Annotated in this window: 22 protein-coding genes and 1 pseudogene; 8 read left to right on the forward strand and 15 right to left on the reverse strand. The window is 62.0% G+C overall.

Going from position 1 to position 25,753, the window contains the following annotated elements:
* The first annotated feature begins 225 nt into the window (after window positions 1-225).
* Window positions 226-1,044 (forward strand): DUF2189 domain-containing protein, encoded by an 819-nt coding sequence (locus AC0L2R_RS27670; RefSeq protein WP_473490353.1) that lies wholly within the window; start codon window positions 226-228, stop codon window positions 1,042-1,044.
* A gap of 58 nt (window positions 1,045-1,102) precedes the next feature.
* Here AC0L2R_RS27670 and AC0L2R_RS27675 read toward each other — a convergent pair whose 3' ends face one another.
* From AC0L2R_RS27675 to AC0L2R_RS27705, 7 genes are all read right to left on the reverse strand, one after another.
* Entirely contained in the window at window positions 1,103-1,576 is a 474-nt protein-coding gene (locus AC0L2R_RS27675; RefSeq protein ID WP_473512690.1) for an aminoacyl-tRNA deacylase, read from the reverse strand.
* A gap of 179 nt (window positions 1,577-1,755) precedes the next feature.
* The gene (locus AC0L2R_RS27680) at window positions 1,756-2,160 is read right to left on the reverse strand and encodes a cytochrome C oxidase subunit IV family protein (RefSeq protein ID WP_023802547.1); all 405 of its coding nucleotides are present in this window, start codon (window positions 2,158-2,160) and stop codon (window positions 1,756-1,758) included.
* A 31-nt stretch (window positions 2,161-2,191) separates the two neighbouring features.
* Window positions 2,192-2,914 (reverse strand): heme-copper oxidase subunit III family protein, encoded by a 723-nt coding sequence (locus AC0L2R_RS27685; RefSeq protein ID WP_128169954.1) that lies wholly within the window; start codon window positions 2,912-2,914, stop codon window positions 2,192-2,194.
* A 13-nt stretch (window positions 2,915-2,927) separates the two neighbouring features.
* Window positions 2,928-3,632, reverse strand: coding sequence for a cytochrome c oxidase subunit 3 (locus AC0L2R_RS27690; RefSeq protein ID WP_473512691.1), 705 nt, complete (start codon window positions 3,630-3,632; stop codon window positions 2,928-2,930).
* Complete coding sequence (gene ctaD, locus AC0L2R_RS27695; RefSeq protein ID WP_023802544.1) at window positions 3,629-5,398, reverse strand: cytochrome c oxidase subunit I; 1,770 nt, start codon at window positions 5,396-5,398, stop codon at window positions 3,629-3,631. Before ctaD ends, AC0L2R_RS27690 begins: the two co-directional genes overlap by 4 nt.
* A gap of 89 nt (window positions 5,399-5,487) precedes the next feature.
* Entirely contained in the window at window positions 5,488-6,303 is an 816-nt protein-coding gene (gene coxB, locus AC0L2R_RS27700; RefSeq protein WP_473512692.1) for a cytochrome c oxidase subunit II, read from the reverse strand.
* Window positions 6,304-6,747: 444 nt separating this feature from the next.
* Window positions 6,748-7,656, reverse strand: coding sequence for a LysR family transcriptional regulator (locus tag AC0L2R_RS27705; RefSeq protein WP_473512693.1), 909 nt, complete (start codon window positions 7,654-7,656; stop codon window positions 6,748-6,750).
* A gap of 147 nt (window positions 7,657-7,803) precedes the next feature.
* On the opposite strand from AC0L2R_RS27705, the gene AC0L2R_RS27710 reads away from it, so the two are divergent.
* Window positions 7,804-9,252 carry an MFS transporter gene (locus AC0L2R_RS27710; RefSeq protein WP_473512704.1) on the forward strand — a complete coding sequence of 483 codons (1,449 nt, stop codon included), beginning with the start codon at window positions 7,804-7,806 and terminating at the stop codon, window positions 9,250-9,252.
* A gap of 45 nt (window positions 9,253-9,297) precedes the next feature.
* Here AC0L2R_RS27710 and radC read toward each other — a convergent pair whose 3' ends face one another.
* Together radC and map are read right to left on the reverse strand one after the other, a co-directional pair.
* Window positions 9,298-10,062: a RadC family protein gene (radC, locus tag AC0L2R_RS27715; RefSeq protein WP_023802539.1), complete on the reverse strand. Its 765-nt coding sequence runs from the start codon at window positions 10,060-10,062 to the stop codon at window positions 9,298-9,300.
* 49 nt (window positions 10,063-10,111) lie between these two features.
* On the reverse strand, window positions 10,112-10,939 hold the full coding sequence (gene map, locus AC0L2R_RS27720) for a type I methionyl aminopeptidase (RefSeq protein WP_023802538.1): 828 nt from the start codon (window positions 10,937-10,939) through the stop codon (window positions 10,112-10,114).
* A gap of 301 nt (window positions 10,940-11,240) precedes the next feature.
* On the opposite strand from map, the gene AC0L2R_RS27725 reads away from it, so the two are divergent.
* Together AC0L2R_RS27725 and AC0L2R_RS27730 are read left to right on the forward strand one after the other, a co-directional pair.
* Window positions 11,241-11,537 carry a DUF982 domain-containing protein gene (locus AC0L2R_RS27725; protein ID WP_287070787.1) on the forward strand — a complete coding sequence of 99 codons (297 nt, stop codon included), beginning with the start codon at window positions 11,241-11,243 and terminating at the stop codon, window positions 11,535-11,537.
* Between the two features lie 133 nt (window positions 11,538-11,670).
* Window positions 11,671-12,351: a DUF2161 domain-containing phosphodiesterase gene (locus AC0L2R_RS27730; protein ID WP_473512695.1), complete on the forward strand. Its 681-nt coding sequence runs from the start codon at window positions 11,671-11,673 to the stop codon at window positions 12,349-12,351.
* A gap of 36 nt (window positions 12,352-12,387) precedes the next feature.
* Here AC0L2R_RS27730 and AC0L2R_RS27735 read toward each other — a convergent pair whose 3' ends face one another.
* The 3 genes from AC0L2R_RS27735 to AC0L2R_RS27745 form a co-directional block, all read right to left on the reverse strand.
* A complete protein-coding gene (locus AC0L2R_RS27735) occupies window positions 12,388-13,656 on the reverse strand; it encodes a GNAT family N-acetyltransferase (RefSeq protein WP_473512697.1) in 1,269 nt (422 codons plus the stop codon).
* Between the two features lie 444 nt (window positions 13,657-14,100).
* Window positions 14,101-15,438 carry an HlyD family type I secretion periplasmic adaptor subunit gene (locus tag AC0L2R_RS27740; protein WP_473512698.1) on the reverse strand — a complete coding sequence of 446 codons (1,338 nt, stop codon included), beginning with the start codon at window positions 15,436-15,438 and terminating at the stop codon, window positions 14,101-14,103.
* A gap of 12 nt (window positions 15,439-15,450) precedes the next feature.
* Window positions 15,451-17,334 (reverse strand): type I secretion system permease/ATPase, encoded by a 1,884-nt coding sequence (locus AC0L2R_RS27745; protein ID WP_473512706.1) that lies wholly within the window; start codon window positions 17,332-17,334, stop codon window positions 15,451-15,453.
* On the opposite strand from AC0L2R_RS27745, the gene AC0L2R_RS27750 reads away from it, so the two are divergent.
* Window positions 17,324-17,974, forward strand: coding sequence for a hypothetical protein (locus AC0L2R_RS27750; RefSeq protein WP_473512709.1), 651 nt, complete (start codon window positions 17,324-17,326; stop codon window positions 17,972-17,974). The two genes, AC0L2R_RS27745 and AC0L2R_RS27750, sit on opposite strands and share 11 nt — an antisense overlap.
* A gap of 342 nt (window positions 17,975-18,316) precedes the next feature.
* Here AC0L2R_RS27750 and AC0L2R_RS27755 read toward each other — a convergent pair whose 3' ends face one another.
* Window positions 18,317-20,320 (reverse strand): type I secretion protein, encoded by a 2,004-nt coding sequence (locus tag AC0L2R_RS27755; protein WP_473512707.1) that lies wholly within the window; start codon window positions 20,318-20,320, stop codon window positions 18,317-18,319.
* 147 nt (window positions 20,321-20,467) lie between these two features.
* Window positions 20,468-22,546, reverse strand: a complete 2,079-nt coding sequence (locus AC0L2R_RS27760) for a hypothetical protein (RefSeq protein WP_473512700.1) — start codon at window positions 22,544-22,546, stop codon at window positions 20,468-20,470.
* Between the two features lie 659 nt (window positions 22,547-23,205).
* Here AC0L2R_RS27760 and AC0L2R_RS27765 point away from each other — a divergent pair.
* Together AC0L2R_RS27765 and AC0L2R_RS27770 are read left to right on the forward strand one after the other, a co-directional pair.
* Window positions 23,206-23,916, forward strand: a complete 711-nt coding sequence (locus AC0L2R_RS27765; protein WP_236377182.1) for a helix-turn-helix transcriptional regulator — start codon at window positions 23,206-23,208, stop codon at window positions 23,914-23,916.
* A gap of 8 nt (window positions 23,917-23,924) precedes the next feature.
* On the forward strand, window positions 23,925-24,407 hold the full coding sequence (locus AC0L2R_RS27770) for a hypothetical protein (RefSeq protein WP_027156248.1): 483 nt from the start codon (window positions 23,925-23,927) through the stop codon (window positions 24,405-24,407).
* 197 nt (window positions 24,408-24,604) lie between these two features.
* Here AC0L2R_RS27770 and AC0L2R_RS27775 read toward each other — a convergent pair whose 3' ends face one another.
* Window positions 24,605-25,084, reverse strand: a complete 480-nt coding sequence (locus tag AC0L2R_RS27775) for a transglutaminase-like cysteine peptidase (RefSeq protein ID WP_084647033.1) — start codon at window positions 25,082-25,084, stop codon at window positions 24,605-24,607.
* Window positions 25,085-25,353: 269 nt separating this feature from the next.
* Here AC0L2R_RS27775 and AC0L2R_RS27780 point away from each other — a divergent pair.
* A pseudogene (locus AC0L2R_RS27780) lies at window positions 25,354-25,753 on the forward strand (hypothetical protein); the annotation flags it as partial.

Raw genomic sequence — 25,753 nt, forward strand, 5'->3', positions numbered from 1 at the left:
CATCCATGACCTTCACCCTTCAACCCAGCTTTGAGACTAGCGAAGAAAGGCCGTTAGAGCCAGCGGGATCACCGGAGCCGTCCCCGCAGACAAAGGGCGGCGACAAATGCCATGCAAGAGCGTATGTTGATCATGGTGCAGGTCGCGGTTTTGCGTGGCCAGTCACGCTGAACGACAGCACCGTGAAATCGCGACCTTTACCGGACCTGGTCTGGAGGAATGGTCGTGGCAAGTTTTCACGTGATTGCAGGCGCCAGCGAGACGCTGGAGCACACCAGAATTCGAAAGATAGGCGTTTCCGACCTTTTCGACGCGCTCAAGCGTGGCGTCGACGATTTCATGGTCAAACCGTCGCACATCGTTTTCCTCTGCCTGATTTATCCACTTGTCGGCGTCGTGCTCGCTGTCTGGACGTCGGGCAACAACACGTTGCCGCTGTTGTTTCCGCTGGTGTCTGGTTTTGCGCTGATCGGCCCGTTCGCGGCGCTCGGCCTGTATGAGATCAGCCGGAGGCGGGAGGCCGGGCTCGACGCCTCATGGAGCCACGCTTTCGAGGTCAGGAATTCTCCAGCGCTGCCGGCCATCGCGGCGGTCGGGATCATGCTGCTTGCGATCTTCGTCGCCTGGCTGTTGACCGCGCAGATATTTTATCAGCAGGTGTTCGGTCCAGCCCCGCCGGAATCACTGTCCAGCTTCATCAGTGAAATATTCGCCACCGGGCGCGGCTGGACGCTGATTATCGTTGGCCACGCGATCGGCTTCGTCTTCGCCGCGGTCGTGTTGTGCACCACGGTCGTCGCGTTCCCGTTGTTGCTCGACCGCGACGTCGGCGCCTACGAAGCCATCCATACCTCGGTGCGGGTGGTCCTGGCGAACCCGATCGTGATGGCTGTCTGGGGCCTGATTGTCGCCGTCGCCCTGATCATAGGCTCGCTGCCGGTGTTCGCCGGGCTGGCGGTGGTGCTGCCGATCCTCGGTCACGCCACCTGGCACGTCTATCGGAAAGTCGTGGAATCGCCGGCCTCCACCAGACCGGCGGACTGAAAAAATCCTGCCCTGCCGCACCGGCGAGAGGCCGCTGCGGCAGGTTGGCAAGAGCGTTTTAGTAAGCCGGGTAGCTAAAGCGGGCTTGCTGTGCGTCGCTGGTCAGGTTGCGGAAATCCTTGCCGCTGACATGCACGAGCGTCCTGTGGTCGCCACCCTCGAAATAGATATCGCCGGCATTGCCGAGGCTTTCATCGACAATCACCGGCACATCGTAGGCCGCGCCGATCGGCGGGATGGCGCCGGTGTCGCAATCCTCGAAGAGCGAAACCACCTCGTCCTCGGAGGCGAGCCCAATGCGCTGGTGCATGACGTCCTGCAATGTGCCGAGCTCGATCCTGTGCGTGCTCGGGACCACGGCCAGCGCATAGCCACCGTCGTGGTGAACCACCACCGATTTGGCCATTATGCTGCCGGGCACATGTGCCGCTAAGGCGGACTGCCTGCTTGTCGACGTGCGGTGGTGCTCGACGGTATCGTAGGAAATTCCTTTCTCGTCGATAAAGTCATTCAATCTGTTTGCGATCGTCATCTTGAGCCTCCCTTCCTGGAGTTCACGACGGAGAACCGACGAAAATCGTTCTCCTTCTGTCGTTTTCCGGTGGTGACAAAAATGGGCCAGCTGTCGACCGTTTCAAGGCAACGCAGAGCGGGCCGTGAACAGCCCCTCCGGCCCTCGACGGGAAATGCTGCCCGAACCCGGATTGCGCGTCAGGGCTCGGCCCCAAAAAACAACATCCGGGTGAGAAGCGTGTACTCCGATTCGAAGACCATCATTGCCACGAACACCAGCACCAGGATCGGCGGCAATATGATCGCATAGGTCAGCGCCAGCCGCTCCCAGGCCATGTGCATGAAGACCGCGACGATCAGCCCGGCCTTGAGCATCATGAAGATCAGGATCAGCGACCATCTGAGATAGCCGTGGAGGCCGACATAGTCGACCAGATAGGAGCAGGCGCTGAGGATGAACAGCCATGCCCAGACCACCAGATAGAGCCTGATCGGGTGCTCCTGATGGACCTCCGCAGGGGCAATGCCTGCTGCTGCCGCATCATGCGCTTGCGTTCCGTGCAGCGTATGTTGCCCCAGACCGTTTGCGGTTGCTTCAGCCATATCTGCCTCTCACCAAAGCCATGTCTGCCTCTCACCAAAGATAGAAGAATGCGAAAATGAACACCCAGACCAGGTCGACGAAATGCCAGTAGAGTCCCATGATCTCGACGTGCTCGTAGCTGCCCCTGCGGCTGGTGAAGAACCCGGGCCGGCCGGTTTCGTAATCTCCGCGCCAGACCTTTCGCGCCACGATGATCAGGAAGATCACCCCGAACGTCACATGGGTGCCGTGAAAGCCGGTGATCATGAAGAAGGATGACCCGAACTGCGCCGCACCCCACGGATTGCCCCAGGGCCGTACCCCCTCGGAGATCAGCTTGGTCCATTCGAAGGCCTGCATGCCGACGAAGGTTGCGCCGAGCGCTGCGGTCAAAAGCATCAGGATCGCCGTCTTGCGGCGGTCGTGGCGGTAGCCGAAATTCACCGCCATGGCCATCGTTCCGCTGCTCGAGATCAGTACGAAGGTCATGATGGCGATAAGGATCAGTGGAATATTCGAGCCGCCGATATGAAGGGCAAAGACCTCGCTCGGATTGGGCCACGGCACTCGGGTGGACATGCGCGCGGTCATGTAGGAGAGCAGGAAGCAGCCGAAGACGAAGGTGTCGCTGAGCAGGAAGATCCACATCATGGCCTTGCCCCAGGACACGTTCTTGAACGCGCGCTGATCCGAGGACCAGTCGGCGGCGACGCCTTGCAAGCCAGCCGGCCGCGCCTGTGCTTGGCCGGTATGCGTCACTGTCGTGTCTGCCATCCGTCCGGCCCTCCTAGGTCAGCAGCTGTCGGCAAATTTCGATAAAAGTCGCGGCCCAGCCGGCCAGAAGTGCAAAAATGGCGAGCCAGACGAAAAGCAGGAAATGCCAGTACATGGCGCACAGTTCGACGCTGAGGCGAAGCCGCTCCGGCCGTGCTCCGTTCCAGGCGCCGGCAGTTGTTCTGCCCAGGCCCACCAGCCCGCCCAGTATGTGCAGCCCATGCATCCCGGTTATCAGGTAGAAAAAACTGTTGGCCGGATTGGCGGTCAGCAAGTAGCCGTCGGCGGTCAGTTCCCGCCAGGCCGCAAGCTGTCCGACCAGGAAGGCAAGCGCGGTGAGCCCAGCCGTGACGAGGCCGAGCCTGATCGCGTCGATCTCGCCCCGGCGCGCAGCGACCGAGGCGCATTGCAGCGCGATGCTGCTCAGGACCAGCACGCCGGTGTTGAACCAGAGCACGCGCGGCAGCGGCAGCGCCTGCCAGTCCGACAGCGCCATGCGCATGAAGTAGGCGCTGGTGAAAAGCGCAAACAGGCAGCCGACGACGGCGAGGAAGACGCCGAGGCCGATCTTGGCGGTCGGCAGCGCCGATCCTTCCGGGCCTATAATATCCCCGATCACACCTTGCTCGAGCCATGGCTTGGCCATCAGCCGCTGATGGGAAAGCCACCATCCGACAAAGCCGACGATGACGAGGAGGAAGACCAGAATGACGCTCATGCCGGCTCCCTGGAGGATCCGAAGGAGCCCGGCATGTTTTGCGGGATAAAGTCCTCCTTGGCGCCCGGGACGCTGTAGTCATAGGCCCAGCGATAGACGATCGGCAGTTCCTTGCCGAAATTGCCATGGGCGGGCGGTGTTTCCGACGTCTGCCATTCAAGCGTCGTGGCGCGCCACGGATTGCCGCCGGCCTCGCGGCCATGGCGGATGCTCCAGATCAGATTGAACAGGAACACGATTTGGGCAAAGCCGACGAGGAACGCCATGATGCTGATGAACGCGTTCAGATCGTGGGCCGACTCGGTCATCACCGTCGTGGCGGTCAGTTCGTTGTAGCGGCGCGGCACGCCCATCAGGCCGATGTAGTGCATGGGAAAGAAAATCAGATAGGCCCCGAGGAAGGTGACCCAGAAATGGAACTGGCCCATGGCCTCGTTCAGCATCCGGCCAGTGACCTTCGGGTACCAGTGATAGATCGCCCCCAAGATCACGAGGATCGGGGCAACGCCCATGACCATATGGAAATGGGCAACGACGAACATCGTGTCCGATAGCGGAACGTCGACGACGACGTTGCCGAGAAACAGTCCGGTCAGCCCGCCATTGACGAAGGTGACGATGAAGGCCAGGGCAAAAAGCATCGGCACGGTGAGGTGGATGTCGCCGCGCCACAATGTCAGCACCCAATTGTAGACCTTGATCGCGGTCGGGACGGCAATGATCAATGTCGTGGTGGCGAAGAAAAAGCCGAAATAGGGATGCATGCCGCTGACATACATGTGGTGCGCCCAGACCACGAAGCTCAGCGCGCCGATGCCGACGATGGCCCAGACCATCATCCGGTAGCCGAAGATGTTCTTGCGCGCATGGGTGCTGATCAGGTCGGACACGATGCCGAAGGCCGGCAGCGCCACTATGTAGACCTCGGGGTGGCCGAAGAACCAGAACAGATGCTGGAACAGGATCGGGCTGCCGCCGCCGTGCTGCAGTTGTTCGCCCATCTCGACGATGGCCGGCATGAAGAAGCTGGTGCCGAGCGCACGGTCGAACAGCATCATCACGCAGGCGACAAACAGCGCCGGGAAGGCGAGCAGCGCCATGACTGTCGCGGTGAAGATACCCCAGACGGTCAGCGGCAGACGCATCAGCGTCATGCCGCGTGTGCGGGCCTGCAGCACCGTCACGACGTAGTTCAAGCCGCCCATGGTGAAGCCGATGATGAACAGGATCAGCGAGACGAGCATCAGGATGATGCCCCAGTCCTGGCCGCCTGGTGTGCCGGTCATGATCGCCTGCGGCGGATAAAGCGTCCAGCCGGCGCCGGTCGGTCCGCCGGGCGCAAAGAAGCTCGACACCAAAACCAGCACGGCGAGCAGGTAGATCCAGTAGCTCAGCATGTTGACATAGGGAAAGACCATGTCGCGCGCGCCGACCATCAGCGGGATCAGGTAGTTGCCGAATCCGCCCAGGAACAGTGCCGTGAGCAGGTAGATCACCATGATCATGCCGTGCATGGTGATGAACTGGTAGTAGGCTTCCGGGGTGATGAAGTCGAAGGTGCCGGGGAAGCCGAGCTGCAGCCGCATCATCCAGGACAGCACCAGCGCCACCATGCCGATTGCCGTCGCCGTCGCCGAATACTGGATGGCGATGACCTTGGCGTCCTGCGAAAAGACGTACTTCGTCCACCAGCTGTGCGGATGGTAGAGTTCCATCTCCGCGACTTCGGCCGGCGGTACCCCATCTGCAGGTGTGACATCGACCATATAGGAACACCTCCGTGTCCTTTTCGGCCAGGCTCGACAGTTTCGAGCCGTGCCGCAATTTCAACCCAAATCGCCGTCTTTGCCGGCGTCTACTCTGCCGAGCCCACCTGCTGGGGGGCCGACAATTGCGCAAAAGTCTGCTGTTCGCCGAGCCACGCCAGATAGTCTTCCGGCGTGTCGACCATCACCACGCCATTCATCAACGGGTGCCCCTGGCCACAAAGCTCGGCACACAGGACCTGAAAAGTTCCGGTCTTGGTCGGGGTGAACCAGAAATAGGTGACCGAGCCCGGGATCATGTCCATCTTGGCGCGGAATTCCGGCACGTAGAAATCGTGCAGCACATCGATCGAGCGGAGCAGCATCTTGACCGGCTTGCCGACCGGCAGATGCAGATCGGCGGCTTCGACGACGACATCGTCCTGGCCGTTGGCGTCACTGGAGTCTACGCCGAGAGGATTTTCAGGGCTGACGTTGCGGGTGTCGGACGTGCCGAGCTTGCCGTCCTTGCCGGGCAAGCGGAAACTCCACTGCCATTGCTGGCCGACGACTTCGACCTCGGTTGCGTCGCTTGGGACGCTGACGAACTGGTTCCAGACGAACAGGCCGGGAACCAGCATGGCGGTGACGCCGATTGCGGTGACGATCGTCAGCCACCATTCGAGCCGCTTGTTCTCGGGTTCGTATGCAGCCTGGTTGCCCTCCCGGTGACGGAAGCGGAAGACGCAATAAGCCATGAATAGGACGACGGCGGCGAAGACGACGCCGGTGATCCAGAAGGTGATGATGATGGTGTTGTCGATATAGTCCCAATTAGAGGCAATCGGCGTCCACCACCATGGGCTCAGGAAGTGGAACAACACTGAGCCCACAACTACCAAAACGAGTACAAGCGCTATGGCCATATCCCGTTCCTCCCGGCATTCCAAGGGCGCGAAGCCGTCCCAGGAAATGCCAAATGCATCATAGCTCGATTTCCGGTCGAAATTCTAGTGCGGTCTTCCCGTCAGACGAAAACGCAATGGCGATGATGTGGAAGAACCCAAGAAGAAGAAGGCTGCGGCGAAGAAAAAACCTGCTGGGGCACCGAACAACACGGCGTCCTGCCGGATCGTGAAAGGCCGCCGGCTCGCGGGGGAGGAGGCTGGTTCGGGATTGTGCCGACGAGATCAGGCGATTGGTTTCCGCCAGACCGGCTCCTGCTGTCCTGGCGATTCGGCTGCTGTCGGGGCGAGGCGAGGCCGTTTTCGACCTAACCGGGTTCAGCGAGGCGGTCGGTCGGAATCGCCGGCACCTGCAACATAGAGTTGCTGTGATCGAATCAGCAACGCTCCCTTGACCGCTACGCTTTAAGAGATCCAGTGGGCTTTTCCGGTGCAAACGTCTCGAACGCAGCCGCGCAGCCACCGGTGCGCCGGATCGGCATCCAGCCGCGGGTGCCACAAAAGTGAGACCGCGATTTCCGGCAGGGGAACCGGCAGAGGGAACCAGAACATTCCATCGCGCAGGTTTCCCGTATAGCGTTCGGGAACGCTGGCGATCAGGTCTGAGGCACGCGCCAGAGCCAGAGCTTCCGAAAAGCCGCTGACGACCGTCACGATCTCCCGTTTCAACCCTAACGGCGCAAGGGCATCGTCGATCGGTCCCCTGTCGAGTCCGCGACGGGAGATGAGGATGTGCCGGCCGGCTGCGTAGCGGGCAGGGGTCATCGTGACCTCGCACAATGGATGTCCCATCCGCACGACGCCGACGAAACGATCACGGAACAGCGCTTGCGCGCGCATCTCCGGTCCCGTGGCCTTTCCGACAACGCCGGTTTCCAGGTCTACGCTACCGTCGCGCAGAGGCGTGCTGTCCTTGTCCGGCTTCAGCACAAAACGCAGCCGCACGCCCGGTGCTTGTTCGCCGACGCGCGCAATGAGATCCGGCCCGAAATTCTCGACAAAGCCATCCCTGTTTCTAAGCGTGAAGGTCCGCTCAAGCCGTTTCAGGTCGAGCATCTCGACAGGACGCAAAACGGCTTCGGCGTTCTGCACAAGCTGACCGACGCGCTCGCGGAGCTCGAGGGCCCGAGGTGTCGGAACGAGGCCGCGTCCGGCCCTGACCAGCAGCGGATCGCCCGTCGTCTCACGCAATCGCGCCAGCGCCCTGCTCATCGCCGACGGGCTCAGCCGCAGCCTTCTGGCGGCGCGCGCCACGCTGCCTTCCGTCAACAACACGTCAAGCGTGACAAGCTGATTGAGGTCGGGATGCGACATATGATGATCGTAGCATGGCCGGAACGATCTGACATGTCGTCAAACGCAATGATTACGTGCAAATGATGCGCCTTCCGCCATCTCAAGCAAAGGACTACCTGTCTGCCAGCTCCGTTTCGGGAGTCGCGCCAGAAAACGGAGTTCATGTTGAAGCCAATCGATGCAGGACGGGCAGTCGCCGAAAATCCAGAACGGGCACCTGCGGTTCGGTGGGCGCTCGCCAGCCTTTCGCTATCGATGTTGCTGTCCTCGCTCGGCATCAGCATCGCCAATGTCGCCTTGCCGACGTTGACGCAGGCGTTCGACGCCTCGTTCCAGGAGGTCCAGTGGATCGTGCTGGCTTACCTCCTCGCCATCACCACCCTGATCGTCAGCGTCGGGCGACTGGGTGACATCACCGGTCGCCGGCGGCTGCTGCTGGCCGGGCTGTTCCTGTTTACGGTGGCCTCGGTCCTGTGTGGCGTTGCGCCGACGCTCTGGCTGCTGATTGCAGCCCGGGCGGCCCAGGGCTTGGCGGCGGCCATCATGATGACCCTGACCATGGCTTTTGTCGGTGAGACGGTGCCGAAGGCAAGGACCGGCAGCGCCATGGGGCTGCTCGGAACGATGTCGGCGATCGGCACCGCTCTCGGTCCCTCGCTCGGCGGTCTGCTGATTGCCGGAACCGGTTGGCGGGCGATCTTCCTCGTCAACGTGCCACTGGGCTTGCTGGCATTTTGTCTCGCCTACCGCTATCTGCCGGCTGATCGCCGGGAGCCGAAGACGGATTGGGCCGGCTTCGACGTTGTCGGCACGCTGCTGCTTGCCCTGACGCTTGGCGCCTATGCGCTCGCGATGACGATCGGGCGTGGCAGTTTTGGTCAGCTCAACCTGGCTCTATTCGTGGCTGCAGTCTTCGCGGCCGGTTTGTTTGTGCTTGTCGAGGCGAGAGTGGCGTCGCCTTTGATCCGATTGGCCGCTTTCGGCAATACGACGTTGAGCGCGAGCCTCGCCATGAGCGCGCTCGTGGCGACGGTGATGATGGCGACACTGGTGGTCGGGCCGTTCTATCTGTCTCGTGCGCTCGGGCTCGACGCCGCTGTTGTTGGCATCGTCATGTCGGTCGGTCCGCTTGTCGCCGCGCTGACAGGTGTGCCGGCTGGTGGCATAGCCGACCGTTTTGGCGCTGGGCGCATGACCATCATTGGGCTTATCGCGATAGCCGCCGGTTGCTTCATTCTATCCGTGATGCCGGCAATATCGGGCATCCCTGGCTACATCGCCCCGATCGCCGTCATCACATCTGGCTATGCGCTGTTTCAAACGGCAAACAACACCGCTGTCATGTCGGATATCCGCCCGGACCAGCGGGGCGTCATTTCCGGCTTGCTCAATTTGTCGCGCAATCTCGGGCTCATCACCGGCGCATCCGTCATGGGCGCTGTGTTCGCATTCGCCTCAGAGGCCATCGACATCGCAACGGCGCGGCCCGACGCCGTCGCGACCGGTATGCGGATCACGTTTGCAGTCGCGGCAATACTGATCATCGTCGCGCTCGTCGTTGCGGTCGGAGGCCGCGTTCTCGCGGCACGCCCGTCGCTGCCTGGCGTGTCATGACACGAGACCGGACGCTTTGGGGCCGATGCTTGTCCAAACAGGGCGTCAGATCAGCAGCAGGCCCTTCATGCTGGCATGACCCTTCTTGCCGATGATGATGTGATCGTGGACGGCGATGCCGAGCGGTTTGGCCGTCTCGATGACCAGCTTGGTCATCTCGATGTCGGCGCGCGACGGCGTCGGGTCGCCTGACGGATGATTATGCGCCAGAATGATCGCCGTGGCGGAGAGTTCGAGCGCCCGCTTGACCACTTCGCGCGGATAGACCGGCGTGTGGTCGACGGTGCCGACCTGCTGCACCTCGTCGGCGATCAGCGCGTTCTTCTTGTCGAGAAACAGGATACGGAACTGCTCGCGCTCCTCGAAGGCCATGACCGACCGGCAGTATCCGAGAACCTGCGTCCAGGACGACAGGACCTCGCGGCCCTTGATCTCGCTACGCGCCGCGCGTTGGGCGGCCGCGGCAACGATCTTCAGATCGAGTGCCACTGCCGGACCGATACCGCTGACCTCCTCAAGCCGTGCGACGGGGGCGCCAAGCACCTCGGCCAGCGTGCCGAAGCGGGCCAGCAATGCCTTGGCGACGGGCTTGGTGTCGGCGCGGGGGATCAGGCGAAACAGCAAGAGCTCCAGCAATTCGTAGTCGGGGAGGGCGTCGGAACCGGCCGCAAACCGTTGGCGCAAGCGGTCGCGATGGCCGAGATAGTGCGGCTTTTCGGGCGACTTATCGACCGAATTGGCTTTCGCGAGCGGTTTTATCGGTGTTTCGGGAAAGAAGATCCGTTCGTCATCGTCGCTGGTCTTTCCCATAGGCCGCCCGCATTTTCTTGACCGAAAAGATCCGGCCCTCGCGCAAACACTATGCTGGCAGGCCGGGGCGGTCGAGGTTTTTTGGCGACAGCGTGAAAATCTCGCATCCGGTCTCGGTGACGCCGATCGTGTGCTCGTACTGCGCCGACAGCGAGCGGTCGCGTGTCACCGCCGTCCAGCCATCCGACAGCACTTTTACGTGCGGCCGGCCGAGATTGATCATCGGTTCGACCGTGAAGATCATGCCCGGCCGCATCTCGACGCCCTCGCTGGCGCTGCCATAGTGCAGGATGTTCGGCGCATCGTGAAAGAGCTGGCCGACGCCGTGGCCGCAGAAATCGCGCACCACCGAGCAGCGCTCGGCTTCGGCATAGGTCTGGATGGCGGCGCCGATGGCGCCGGTGCGGGCGCCGGGCCTGATCGCGGCGATGCCGCGCATCAGGCATTCATGCGTGACCTCGAGCAGGCGCTCGGCGGCGCGCTTGATCGTGCCCACCGGATACATGCGCGAGGAATCGCCATGCCAGCCATCGAGGATGTAAGTGACATCGATGTTGACGATGTCGCCGTCCTTCAACGGCTTGCTGTCGGGGATGCCATGGCAGACGACGTGGTTGATCGAGGTGCAGGACGACTTGGTGTAGCCGCGATAGTTGAGCGTCGCCGGCAATGCGCCATGATCCATGCCGAACTCGAAGACGAAGCGGTCGATGGTTTCGGTGGTGACGCCCGGCGCGACGATCGACACCAGTTCGTCGAGGCAGCGCGCGGTGAGATCGCAGGCCTTGCGCATGCCGGCAAAGCCTTCTTCGCCATAAAGGCGGATCTGGCCGGTGTTTCTGAGCGGTGCCGTGGCGGCGTCGAGATAGGTGACCATTGTGTCCGTCTTGCCGGGTGAAAGGGCTTCTGTTGAGCCCGCGAGAAAAGTCCCCCAGATTTGGCACCGGACGGCGCCAGGTTCAAGGACGAACTGCCGGCGATTGGGCTCAAGCCGGCGATATTCATGCTTTGCGGCTTCATCTTGTCCGTGTCCGGCCCCATGCCGGGCCGTTCGTCCGCACTGACGACATATTTTGTGAGCAAGAAGTTTCTGGGCAAGAAGCGGGGCCTGAGCGGAAAGCTGGTCAAAGCAAGTTTTTGCGGCGAGCGGCGTTGCTGCGCGTTCTGGAGAGACAGGAATGGACAGATTGCAATTCGAGGTGCCGGTGCGCATCACGACCGCGCCTGGCCTGCCGGTCGAGGAAATATACAGCGTCGAACAGGCGCTGGATTTCCTGCAAGGCTGGCCGGTTCGCCGCCAGGGCCCAGTCTATCAGGCCGCGTTCAACGCCTGCTTCGGCGCCACCGTCGACCTGGTCGAGACCGAGGCGGCTTGCCGGGCGTTCATGGCATTCTGCCGGGTGAGCCGCCTGCTGGCCAGGGATATGATGGTCCCGCGCAAGCGCGGAGGCGAGGCGAGGGGGCTGAGGGCTTAAGGGCTGAGTGGGCAAGTCCCAGCAAATTGCTTGATGCATGGCTCCGTGTGTTGACGAGGGCAAATCTGCCCTCGGTGGCAACGCCTGTCGGTGATGCTGTGCCAACCAGCCACGAATCGGCTATGCCTGCGGCATGCAGGAAACGTCTCTTTACATCCCGGTGAAGCGGTTTCTTGAGAGTCTGGACTTCACTGTCAAAGGCGAGGTTGGCGGCTGCGATGTCGTGGGACTGCGTGACGGCGAGCCGCCCGTGCTCGTCATCTGCGAATTGAAGCTGCAGTTCAACCTCGAACTCATTCTTCAAGGTGTTGACCGTGCTGCGTCATGCGATGAGGTCTGGCTCGCGGCGAGGATGTCAAGTCGAGGCAAGGGCCGCGAGCACGATCGCCGGTTCCGTGCGCTGTGCCGGCGGCTCGGCTTCGGCCTTCTCGGGGTTGGCTCCGCCGGCAACGTCGAATTGCTGCTCAGTCCGGCCGCCTTGCCGCCCCGGCGAGACCCGAGGCGAAGATCGCGCCTGATGGACGAGCATCGGCGCCGGCGCGGCGACCCTGTAGTCGGCGGCGGCTCGCGTACGCCGGTCATGACCGCTTACCGGCAGGACGCGCTGGCCTGCGCCGCTGCCATGGTCGACGGCCCAAAACGCCCGCGCGATCTGAAAACCATTTCGCCACGCGCCGCCAATATCCTGCTTCACAATGTCTATGGCTGGTTCGCCAGGGCCGAGCGCGGCGTTTATGCGCTTACCGACGTTGGCCGTGCTGCGCTACAGCGCTGGCCTCAATCGGCTTCTGACGAGGCGGCACGAGTCGTTTGAGCGACTTGCAGCGACAGGCAGACAACGAAGCCCACGTCAAGTGACAGAAGAGGTGGAGCGGCTTACGGTTGCCGGCCGCGCAACCGTGAGCAGAGTGGTCAGCCCCAGCGGCAGCGACGGCTGGATGACGGGCTTCTCGCGCTCAGGTTTCTTTAGAATGTAGAGCGGCTTGGCTGTCCTCAGCTGCTGCAATTGTCGCCGGGCCTTGGCGCGCAGGGCGGTTTCCGCGGGGGCGGGCGATCCATTCTCAAGGACCAGAGTGAAAGCCTGGGCCGCCTCATCCGTCCGCTGCAGGGCGAGAAGGCTGCGGCCCAAGGCATAACGCGCCAGAATGAGGTCTGGGTTGAGGTCCGTTGCTCGCCTAAACGACTCGATGGCTGCGGAGTGGTCGTTTAGCGACTGCTGCGCAATGCCCAGGCAAAGCCAGGCGTCTACAGATTGCGGCGACATGGCTGCAAGCGCGCCGAAGCATTCGGCAGCCTGACGGTGATCGCCCTTGGTGCCCAGAACGTGACCGAGTCCGTACAGAGCCTGATTATGCGTCGGCTCGGTGTTCAGGATCTGGCGATAGATGTTTTCGGCCTGGATGATCCAACCCTTCTTGTGGAGGCCGGCCGCCTGCTGCAACGCGCCGACCAAGGATCGCCTGTCCAGCCGGTCGCCAAGGTTCCGGCCGGTTTTGGTTCGTATCAATGTGCAGTTGAGGACGGTGTCGTGGGTACCGAAGGAATATTTGTAAGGTTCGTTGCCGCGCAGGAAATCATATGTCCGGAAACCGTTCTCGATCGCGCGGCGGATGCAATAACCGTGCAGGACCAGTCCCGACGGCAGCATGTCGGCCGTCTCGTCGCGCCCGACCATGTGGAACAGCATGCTCTTCTTGACCGGATCGAGGAAGATCGCGAGAGCGCTCAAGGGCCGGTCGCCGTGCCAAAGTACAGGCACAAACAGCGTGCCCCGTTCGAAAGCTTGCCTGAACAGCGATCGGTTGCTCTTGACCAGGCCGGGAACCAGCTTCCCTTTCCGCGGCGTCCACTTGATGCGCCAGAACTCGAGCAGGATGTCGATATCGCGCTCGATGGTAGAGGCGTCGGCATGCGTTATGCGAAACTCGTCAGAGTTCTCCAGTTTCCGGAGAAATCTCCGCATCTTTTGGCGGGTGTTAGCGCTGAGATTGTGCAGAAGATAATCTTCCCATGAGGACGGGAGGTCGATGGCCGGGCATATGCAGTTGTCAACATTGTCAACCTGGTTGACGCGCCTTATCCGACGCATCGTCAGCCGATTGTCGGAAAGCTGCTCCATCAGCCAGCCTATCCTGCGTTCCGACATCCGCAGGTTTTCCAGATGCAGGCTGGCCCAATGCATCGTCTTCAGATGCTTCGCGAATACCGCGATTGCCCGGTAGGCGTATTCCGGCGCGCAGAGGATGCCGGTATAATCGGCTGCGAGGTTTCCCCCCATATACACTTCATGGTAGATTTCGCCGGTATTTTTCCTCATGCTGGTGCGCAGCCGGAGCGGCAGAAGCGCGACATAGGGAGAACCCGGCGGCCCCTTGCGCGCCGCCAAAATGAACCATTCACCGTCGAAGCGTCGAAGATAGTGGGAAAGAAAGTCCCACGAGACGAAGAAATGCGCGTCAGGATCCCTGGCGTAGAGGTCGTCCCAGTTGTCGCGAAGCCCGTTCAGTTCTTCCGGGCGTGTCAAGACGTCGATCTGCATATTTACCCCCCCCCGCCTCTACGGTCAGCGCTCATTAAATGCCCTAGCCATGCTGTCCTTGATCGGCTTGGACAGGTAGCTGAAAAAGGTCCGCTCCGCCGTCTGGATGAGAATTTCAGCGGGCATGCCTGGCGTCGGAACAAATCCAGGCACGCGAGCCAATTCGCTGACTGGCAGGTTGACGCGCGCCAAATAGACCTCCTTTGCGGTCGGGCCGGAGGCGTCGGGGAGCGAGTCGGCCGAGACGTAGTAAACTTCGCCGTTCAGAACCGGCGTCGTGCGCGCGTTGAGCGCGACCAGCCGTACCGTCGCCTTTTGTCCGACCTTGACATTGTCGATCTCGGTGCGAGGCACCTGCGCTTCTATGATAAGCGGCACATTCGCCGGCAAGATCTCCATGATGCTCTTGCCGCTCTCGATCACGCCGCCGGACGTGTGGTAGAACAGCCGCACAACAGTGCCCGAAACCGGCGCATTGATCGTCGCTCGACGCAGCACGTTTTGCGCCTCGCGGGACTGTTCGCGGATGCTGTCCAGTTCGGTTTCAACGCCCTCGAGTTCGTCGAGCGCCGCCTGGCGGTAGGCGTTTTCTGTCTGCCGCATCTCCTGTTCGTGCTTGATGACCTGGGCGCCGGTCTCGGATATCTCGGCTGAGAGCCGCCCCATCTGCCCTTCGGCATCTGCTATGGCGCGCTGAATTGCCTTGATCTCGGTCGCGCGGATCAATCCTTGGTCGAGCAGGGTCTTCTTGCCGGTATACTCCTCGCGTAGCAGACCGAGCTGTATCGTGACCGCTTTCAGCAACTGCTCATAACCGCCCGCCCGGAACTTCAGGGCGCCGATGTTCTGGTCGAGCAACCGGATCTCGCTGCTCATTTTGGTGCGCGAGCCCTCGAAGTTGAGACGCTGGCTATGCACGATCGAAGCAATTTCCGGGTCGTCGCGATTTTCGGTTATTGTGGCCGGGAACGCAATCGTCTCCGCCCCGTGCACCTCGGCGGTCAAGCGTGCCACGATCGCTTCAAGGCGCGCCTGGCGGAAGAACAACTGCCGTTCCTTTGCCCGCGCGGCCGTTTCGTCGAGCAGCACCAAAGGCTGATCGGTTACGACATGGTCGCCTTCGCTAACCAGAAGCTGCTTGATGATACCCCCTTCGAGGTGCTGGATGATCTTGTTCTGCCCAGTGGCCACGAAGCTTCCTTGCGCGACGATCGCGGCTGCGAGCGGTGCCGTGAATGCCCAGGTGCCAAATCCGCCGAAGGTGACGGCCATCAGCAGCAATCCGGCGGTCGTCTGCTTCCAAATGGAACGCGGAACGGCGCCATACCATTGAGCGTCTTCGATCTTGGCTATTTCCTTCACGGCCGTTCTCTCTCATTTGACCTGAATATTGGCAAAATGGCCGCCATCGAGGCTCATGCCGCGCGCCGCCAAAGCCTGGAGCACGTCCTGACGCATTCCGAAAAGAGCCACGGTGCCGTTGACGAGCACCAGGATCTTATCCACGGTCTGCAGCAAAGCAGGCCGCTGCGTGATCGTGACCATCGTGATCTTTTGCTCTTTGGCTTGCTGTAGAGCGCGCGACAAAGCCAACTCGCCAGCAGTGTCGAGGTTCGAATTCGGCTCGTCGAGGACCACCAATTTCGGGCTGCCGAAAAAGGCGCGCGCCAGAGCGATACGCTGCTTCTGCCCGCCAGAAAGCGGCGCGCCGTCGGCGGCGACAAAGGTCTCGTAGCCATGCGGAAGCGAGGCGATCAGTTCGTGAACGTCGGCCAGCTTGGCGGCTTCGTAGATTGCGCCATCGTCGACGTCTTCGCGCATTCTGGCGATGTTCGCCTTGATCGACCCCGGGAAAAGCTGCACGTCCTGGGGAAGGTAGCCGATGCTTTCACCAAATTGCCGCTGATCCCAGTTCCGCAGGTCCATCAGGTCGAGCCGCACGCTTCCCGAAGTGGGAAGGATCGAGCCGACGAGCATTTTGCCCAGGGTCGTTTTACCGGCGCCCGAATTGCCGATGATCGCCAGCGAGTCTCCGGCCTCCAGCCCAAAGCCGATGCCATTGAGCACGACACGTTTGGTTCCTTGCGGCACGAACAGCAGCCGCTCGACATCGAGGCGCCCTTCCGGACGCGGCAGCTTCAGGCGTTCGAAGTTCAGCGGGGATTCCTTCAGCAGCGCACTGATGCGGCCAAAGGCGGCGCGTGACTGCACAACCTGGTTCCACCCTTCAATCGCACCCTCGATCGGGCCAAGTGCGCGACCGGCAATGATTGACGCGGCGATGACCATGCCGCCCGTGACCGAGCCTTCGATGGCCAGATAGGCGCCCCAGCCGAGCATTATGACCTGGGTCAGCAGCCGGACGCCCTTGGAAAGAGAAGCAAAGGCTATGTTTCTGTCCTGAGCTATGACCTGCCATTTGAGCGAGTTGCCGGTATCCTTGCCCCAGATCCACACGGCTTCGGGGATCATCGCCAGCGCGTTGATGATCTGCGAGTTGCGCGACATCGAATCGACGTGGAGGTTGGCTTTGGTTTGGCTTGTGTTGGCCTCGCCGAACGGCTTGGCGGTTGCGCGCTGGTTGGCGAGCGTGATGGCCAGCAGCAGCAGCGCCGTCGCCACGACGATAAAGCCGAGGTCGGGGTGGATCAGGAATATCGCCAGCATGAACAACGGGGCCATCGGCGCATCGAGAAGAGACAGCAACGTGCCGGACACCAGAAACGTACGCAGCTGCTGAAGATCCCCCAGCGTCTGATATTCGCGCCCGTTGCTGTGCAGTGAAGCCCTGGCGGCTGCGCTGAGGATTGGTCCGCCCAGTTGGGCGGCGACCTCGACCGCTGTGCGCATGAGGATGAAGCGCCGGATGGCGTCAAAAACCGACTGCAGGATGACTGCGCCGACGATCACGATCGTCAGCATCACCAGGGTGTCGACCGAGCGGCTCGTCAGCACGCGATCCGAAATCTGGAAGAGGTAGACAGGTATCGCAAGCACCAGCACGTTGGTCGCGATCGTGAAGATCATCACCGCAATGAGGTTCTTCTTGACCGCGCGAAGGCCGGCTGTGAGGCTGGCCGAGAGATCGACTGGGCCGAGACGCTTGTGGAATGCGCCGCCGCCGCCGCCATTGCCGCCGCCACCGCCGCCCCCCTTGCCGGTTCCGGTCGGGCCGCCGCCGCCAGGCACTTCCCGGGCAAGTAAGGGACCGCGGTCGCCCTCGATTGTCACGCCGGGCAGAACCGGCTTGTTCTTCATCTCCTGCGTGGGCGGCTCTACTCGCGCGCTCGGCTGGTCCTGCTTGCCGGGCGCGTCCTTCGGCGCGTTCGGCGTCTTGCGTTCCAATATTTCCGGCTCCGGCTTGCGCGCCGGTTCTTCCTTTGGTGGCAAGGCGCGCTGGGCCGGCTCGGAGATCCGAGGGCTTGGTGGCCGGATCTCCTGCGTGGGCGGCTCTACTCGCGCGCTCGGCTGGTGCTGCTTGCCGGGCGCGTCCTTCGCCGCGTTCGGCGTGTTGCGTTCCAATATTTCCGGCTCGGGCTTGCGCGCCGGTTCTTCCTTTGGTGATACGGTGCGCTGGGCCGGCTCGGAGATCCGAGGGCTCGGTGGCCGGATCTCCTGCGTGGGCGGCTCTACTCGCGCGCTCGGCTGGTCCTGCTTGCCGGGCGGGTCCTTCGGTGCGTTCGGCGTCTTCCGTTCCAATATTTCCGGCCCGGGCCGGCGCGCCGGCTCTTCCATTGGCGCTACGGCGCGCTGGGCCGGCTCGGAGATCCGAGGGCTCGGTGGCCGGATGGGGTCGGGCCTTCTCATGCTGTCTGCGGCTGGAGCAGTGGGCGTGGCCGGCGACGGAGCCGAAGGCACTTTTGCTTGCGGGGAGGGAGGTTGCACCTCGCGTTGCTGAGCGCTTCTATCACCAGGTAAAGGCGCGGTTGAAGGGCGCGCTTGTTCGGTGATCTTGGCTTGTTCGGTGACCTTGGCTGGCGTCGCGTGGCGAAGCGATGTCGGCGTTTCGGCTGGCCGGGCGTCCACTATGCGCCACAATTCGGCAACGACATCGTCCAGTTTTTCCACCGAACGATCGACCGCCCTGCTGTGACGAAACAAAGACTGTGCGATCGGTTCGGCGGCGCTTCGCCCGACTGCTTCGCCGCCGTCATCCGGCCGATCCCATTCTGGTTCCTGGGCGAAAGCGCGCCCGGTTTGATCGCGATCTTCGGTCATTGCTGCCACCCCGGTTCGAAAATCACGCGAGAACACTTTGCATCGGATCGGAATAGGTCTCAGGCACGAGCGAGGGATACGCCACGTTTTGAGAGGCTTCCGGCGCCAGCATGTCATCGTCGAGGAAAGCGCCCGCTTCATTCACCAGCACGTCGGGATTCTGGCCGCCAAGATCGGGGCCGGTGGAAATCAGCTCCGCCTGGATGAGGATCTCGTCCGAATAGATGCCGCCGCCTACATAGGTCTTGCCGGTGGAATCCACGTCGGCAATGTAGGCATAATTGACCAGCGAGTTGGTTCCCGTCGAAATTGTCCAGTCCGCCTCCGGATGCGCCAGCGCATTCATGGCCAGGGCCACCTGATCGCTGTCACCAAGAATGGTGGTCTGTTTGATGTATTGCAGATTGAGGATGTCGCCGGAGATGTAGAGCACCCGAATCGCCCCGATGCCCGCGAATGGGCCATCGCCCAGTATGTCGGAAAGGTCGCCGTTGCCGTTCTGCAGGCTTTCACACGCCTTGCGATAAGCTTCAGACATCGCCTCGAAGCGATCGCCGGCGCCGTAATTGACGATGCTGGCCTGGTTCCAAAGCAGATTGTCGCTGGTGGAGGCCGCGCCTTCGCCGGTTGTCTGGAAACCATCGACCGCGCCGATCAGGTCGTTGTCCAGGAGCACGTTCAACTGATGGATGATGTTGGCGTCATAAATGTTTCCGCCGACGACGATCAGGTCGTAATTGAAGCCCAGTTCGTCCAGCGAAATGTCGTTAGCCGCCGTGTTGGCGCCGGCTGTCACCAGCGTCTTGACTCCCGATGACGACAGGATGGAAACGTCATTGTCCATCATGAAGGTGTATTGCTGGATCCAGTTCATGATGAGCAGGTCGCCTTCGACCTCGGTGACAACCCAGTGCTTGGGAAAGTCACCCTGCTTGGCCTGCGACGCCGCAGCTTCCGCCGACGGATCGATGCGCTTGAACATCGCGATATTGAAGCCTTGGGTCGGATCGGTGGCGTTCAGGCCCCAACCGTTGATGGAGGAACTGACGAGGTCGCTGTCGCACGAGACATTGATCTGAATGATCGCGTTGAGCTCGACATGGTCGCCCATCACCGCGCAAACCGGCGACTGCAGCCAATTGTTGGCCATCGCCACGCTGTTGACGAGGAGATTGCCGCCGGCTTCCAACTCGACCGAAACATCGATGTCGATGCTTCCGGACCCAGGCGTGTAGGAGGGTTGCTCAGCCTCTTCTTCCTCGTCCTCGTCCTCCTCGTCCGCTCGACGGTGCTTCTCCGGGAGGTGATCGTCGAGCTTGGGCGCTTCGTCCACGGATTGCCCATTGACGTAAGTGCCTTCGATGACGTCGGCCTTGACGACGAAAACATCGGCTTCGCCATCCGTTTCCTCCGGATAGCCGTTGAGCCGTTCGCCGGCTGTCTTGATGACAGCCACTATCTCCTCGGACGAACCCGGCATTTCCAGATCGTCGATCGGCGACAGATCCGCCGCCGCGCCCAGCAAGGTTGCCATTTCGGCAGCATGGTCCGCTGCTGCGGGAGAGAATTTCAGGCCATGTCCGCCAGCGCCTGTATAGTCGTTGTCGGAGAGCCGAACCTCCTGATTGATAAGGACCGCCACCGAGCCAGGGGGCTCGATATGGGGCAGGATCAGGCGTGAGGGCGCACTCCCCATCGGGTACGCTTCCTGGGGAAGCAGGAAACCTGGATAGGCGACGTCCGGCTGCGGGATCGCGGGGATGTCTGGAGGAACGAATTGGAAATCCGACCAGGGTGTCGACAGGACAAGTTTTGGTGGAACTGGCGAATACTCGATGGAGGGAACGAAATCCTTCAGAGTGTATCCTGCGTCGACGTTGACCGTCTGACTGGCAAGCTCTGGCGTTTCTTCCTCGACCGCCTGGGCCGCCTTGAATTCGTCATAGGCTTTCCTGAGACGGGTTTGCTCCAGCGTGATTTCAAAGAGTCCCACAAAGTGGCTGATCGCCTCGGTGATCTTGTCCATATACACGGAAGTTTCCTCCGGTTTTCGAGATCATCCGCGCCCTTGCCGGGTCGCGCTTCTCTTCTCTGGTTCGAAAGACTGCGCGGGGTTTTCCCCCGCGCAGTCCCTTTTTTGCAGGTCCCGCCGTTGCGAGACCTGCCATGCCAGTTATGTCGCGTCGTCTTCGCCAACCACCGAGCTGGTGAGGTTGCCGCCCACTACGGTCATGTCGACCGAGTGGCCTTGCAGGTTGGCGCCCATGACGATCTGCTGGTTGAAGCCGTTCATGTCGATGGTGCCATTGGCGTTGGCCTGGCTGATGGCTTCAATGTGCTGGTCGTGGCCGATATTCGACCCCCAGCTGCCGCCGTCGCCGCCAGCGCCAGCCGCGCCGCCGGTCGCAGTCGCTGCGCCGCCGTTGCCGCCAGCGCCGCCCGTGGCGTCGCCGCTCCAGGCATAGCCACCGTCCGCACCGTCAGCCCAAGCGCCGCTGAGAGCAACCGCGCCCGTTCCACCGGTCGCCGTCGAAGCGCCGCCGGTCGCGTCACCGCCAGTCGCGTCGCCGTTCGTGGCCGCACCGCTGGCAGCTGCGCCACCGGTGTTGACGTTGCTCGCCAGGCCGCTGCCGGCGCCGCCGCTGCCGGCTCCGCCGGTTGCGTCGCCGCTCGTGCCAGCCCCACCCGCGCCGCTGGTCCCACTGCCGCCGGCGCCGCCGACGCCAGAGCCAGAACCAGTGCCGGAGCCGGAGCCTGAGCCAGCGCCGCCGGTCGAGTCTGCCGCGCCGCCAGTCGAGGTTGCAGCACCGCCATCGACATCGGCGAAGTTGCCGGCATTCGCGCCGCCGCCGCCGCCGCCGCCGCCACCGCCGCCGCCGCCGCCGGTGTTGCCGGCATCGGTGTCGCCATTCGCGGCGATCGGGATAGCTACGGCGACGTTGTCATCCTTGGAGAACCAGGCATCGCTGTCGCTGCCAGCTTCGGCATCGTCCATCAGCGCCAGGGCAACCGGCACCGCGGTCGAGTTGCCGCCGTTGCCGCCATTGCCGCCGTTGCCCCCGTCGCCAGCCTTGGCGTCGGCAAAGCCAAGCGCGCCAGCGTCGCCGCCCTTGGCGTCGGAATTGCCGCCGTCGGCCTTGGAGTCGCCGCCGACGCCGACGCCCAGGCCGAGGCCCAGACCGAGCCCGACGCCGTCGCCGCCGTCGCCGCCCTTGGCGTCGCCGCTGTCGCCGCCATCGGCTTCGCCGCTGTCGCCGTAGCCGCCCTTGCCGTCACCGCCGAGGCCTGCACCGACTGCCACGCCGTTCGCGTCGCCGCCCTTGGCGTCGCCGCTAACCGCGATCGGCACGGCGTCGCCGCCATTGGCGTTGCCGCCGTCGGACTTGGCGTCAGCGGAGCCGACGACAATCGGCACGCTCACGGCCACACCGCCGCCCTTGGCGTCGCCAGCCTTGGCGTCGCCGCTATCGGCATCGCCGCCCTTGGCGCCGAAGCCACCAAAAGCGACCGAATCGCCAGCATGGCCGCCGTCGCCGCCGGCATCAATGCCTTCCTCGGACTTGGCGTAGCCACCCTTGGCGTCGCCCTTGTTGCCGAAGTAGCCATCATTCTTGACCGTCGCGCTGCCGAGATAGTCGTTGTCCTTCATGTCGCCGGTCTGGTTGATGATGGTGGCGCTGTGGCCATTGCCAGCCCCGGCAAACGCGCCGTTCAGGACATCCGAGAAGCTGACGTCGTCGCCCGGATCGAAGCTGATGTCGCCGTCGCGGCTGAACATCATGACGCCGCCGAGGCCGACAGCCACGTGGTCGAGGTCAGCGAAATCGTCGTCCGACTTTCCGTCCGACGACGCGTGGGCGCTAACACTGGCTTTAACGTCGGTGTGGTTGGTGTTGGAGTTGGAGTTGTTGTTGTTGTTGTTGCTATTGTTGCTGTTGTTGTTGCTGCTCGAATTGCTATTGTTGTTGTTGTTGTTGCTGGTCGAATTGGCCGTAGCGTCAGCGTCGCCAATGCCGATGCCGGCTCCGATACCTACGCCTACGCCGACGCCGACACCGGTGGAGTCAGCGTCGCTCTTGGCGTCAGCGTCGGATTTTGAGTCGGCATCGGATTTGGCGTCGGCGCTGGCGTCGCTCTTGGCGTCGGCGCTGGCGTCGCTCTTGGAGTCAGCGTCGGATTTTGCATCGGCATCGGCATCGGCGACGTCGCCGATGAACTGCCAACCGGTGTTATTGTTGGTGCGAGAAGTCATTGTCGTTCCCTCGGTTAGGGGCCGCGACAACCGAACCACATTCATTCTGACGTGGTCTTGGGCTGCTCGCGGCCGTTAAGTTTTCATGTGGTTGGTTTGGATCGCCTGCGCCTAGGGGACTAAGGCCGGAGATCCGGTCATCGTCTGTTTGTACGGCGTCACCTCCCTTTGACGGGGGAGCGAGGCAGCCAGGTTGCGCACGAGTTTCCGCCTGCGCCGCCCAACGGTGCGGTCGCTCGCTGCTCTCGTGACTCTCTGGATGTTCCCCAAGCTCCCAATTCGGAACATTGGAAGTCTGTGACCGTCAGCGGTAAAATGTAAGCTGATAGTTGGAGCTAGCCCGTTTGGGACGAGCTGCTCGCCATGAAGGGTTAAATCCTGGACGGTGACTAGGTCGGCAGCAATCGTGAATCGCGGACAGTTGCGCGCCGCGCCGCTGCCAGCACGGGTTGCCCTAGCAATTGCCTAGCTCGTCAGGACTATATTTTTTCGCCTATTTTTGAGTTAGGAAGTCGTTAACGTGTGTCGTCCGGGTAGGGGTTCCCGGCCTTTAGTGAGTGCTAGTAACGGGGTGGGCCATGAGTGGGGTGGATGGGGTGGAGGCGAGCGGACGAGGTCGAGCTGATACAGCCGATAGAGAATCCTGGGCCCGACGAACCTTGCTGTTCATCGCCCCTGACGACACGATCTCCGATAGCCTGGTGCATGCCGTCGAAAGGGAATTCCCGTGGATCGGGGCTGAGCGCGTTCGCGACCTGTCCGCCACCTGGGCTGCGTTCGATCCCTCGGTTTCCCTCATTCTGATCGATGCGGTGTTTCTGAGCGAGATCGATTCCTGTTCCGCCCAGCTGGCCCGCTTCCACCCGGCAGCCATGACCGCTGTGATGCAGGACGACGGCAGGAGGCCGCTTTCCCCCGATGAGGTCTTTGCGTCGCGAGTGGTGCGCGGCGTGCTTCCCATGAACCTGAAGCTGGATGTGTGGCTTTCCGTAATCAGGCTCATGCTGCGCGGAGGCGAATATTTCCCCTTGGCCATGTTCCAGCCGTACCTGAACAACGGCATCCCACATAGCGACGCGAAGGAAGCGAAGCCCGCCATCAAACGGCAAGCCGCACTCGAGGAGTCAGGCCAGCTGACATGTCGGGAGAGTCAGATCCTGGAGATGGCGTCGCAGGGACTGCAGAACAAAACCATAGCGGCCGCACTTCGCCTTTCCGAACACACCGTCAAAATTCACATGCACAACATCATCAACAAGCTGGGCGCCCACAACAGGACTGAAGCCGCAGCCCTTTTTCATGCCAGACGGGTTGCGGCCGCTGGAATGGTTCCCGGTGCGGATCGCCCGGTGATCTCAACTCTCACGTGAGCAGGTCGATGCCACGCTTCCAGGAGATTTTACTGCTTGTTGGTCAATTGAACTACACATGGACCAACACAGAAAGCTTGCTGATTTACCTGATTGCCGGTCTGGCGAAAGTAGACAAGGAGACTGCGATCGTCATTTTCCTGACGCTGAACACCACGCGTGCACGGATCGAACTGGTCGAGCGGTTGGCGAAGATGGCGGGAACACCGGTTGAATGCCGACGCCAGGTCCTGGAGATCGCCAGCCAGCTTACCCGGCAGGGAAAGCTGCGCAACAAATACAGCCACTGCATCTATTCGTTCGACGAAACGGGAACGCATGCGAGCACGCAACTAATGCGCATCTTCGACAGCAAGGATGCAATCAAATATGGGAAGATCGAGGAGCTCGACGATTCCGAGATGAAGCGGATCAGCGCCTCCATCCAGGCGATCAGCGCAATCAACAAGGATATTTGGCGGGTCGTCGAAAGCAATTCCTTCCCGCATTGAATTGCTTGTCCTGTGCCGCGCGCATCGAAGTTGACGTAGGCGGCGATCGGGTCCGGGCCGCCGTGACGTCCGCCTGGACGCATTATCGCGCAGAGCCAGTGACGTCGCGGCCAACGGTCGGGCTGAGGACACCAGATGAAAGATAGATCCGGTTAGCGCCGCGTCGAAATCGGCGCGGGGCGATCAAGGCACGGGTGTCAGGTTCTTATCCGCGTCCACTTGCCGTTTTCGGACTGGGACTGCCGAGCAAAATAACGGTACGAGGTCCGTGACCAGTTCCTGATCGCGCCCGTCCTGTTATCCAGCACCAGATCGCCCTGGTTCGTCCGCACCGTCAGGACCGTATGACCTGCGCCGCCAAGCGTCGCAACGGTCAGCAACATGGCGGATGCGGGCCACCCGCGTTTCAACAGCTCGGCTTTCTTGAGGATGGCGAAATCCTCGCAATCGCCTTCGCCGGTCGGCAAGCCCCAGACGTCGGCTCGTCCTGCGGAGTCTCTGTCGCCTCTCTCCTTGATGCGGCGATTGACCGACTTGTTCACGCTCGCAAGTTCCGCTTCCAGCCTCGGCGTGAGTTCGACCGCTTTGACCTTGCCGCGGGTGCTGCACAGCGCCGGATCGCTGGCGCAGAATTTGTAGAAGGCGGCCGGTGCAAAGGCGTAGCCTTGCGTGGCCATCTTCGTTGCTGTTCCGGTTGTTTGATTGCTGCAGCCGGCCAACAAAATGGCCGCCGCGAGAAGCGTCGCTGAACGAATCACTGAGTGTCCCCTTTTGGTGGGTCGCCATAATCCTTATGGGGGTTGGTAAATCAATCCTGAGAATCGCGATTGCGCAGGAACAAATTGTTTGCCATACTTAACAAAGTGTTACCGATGGTCGGTAATATTGATCCTTCGCGCAACCAAAGGGGACGGGAGCGCCTTTTTTTCCCTCAAGGAGGAAGAAAATGCACCTGTACCCTGACGTCTCAAGCACGATTCTAAGAATACTGCTCCTTTCATCCGCTGCCTTCACGGTGGCAATGATCACACCGGCAACCGCACAGCAGAGTCAACGTCCTCGGCTTGCGGCTGCACAGTGCCAACCTCTCACTGAAGCCAATTTCGCGCTTTGCTGTATTGCAGCCAACCGCACCAGCATTCTTTCCGCCGCGCAAATCGACATGTGCCCGCCGGTTACCACGGCCCTTATCACCGCCGCCTTGAACGAGGGCGGCGATGGTGACGGCGGCAATGGCGGCGGCAGCGGCGGCAATGGCGGCGATGGTGACGGCGACGGCGACGGCGATGGCGACGGCGACGGCGATGGTGACGGCGACGGCGACGGCGGCAATGGCGGCGGTGATA

It is taken from the genome of Mesorhizobium sp. WSM4820 (genome assembly GCF_055811075.1).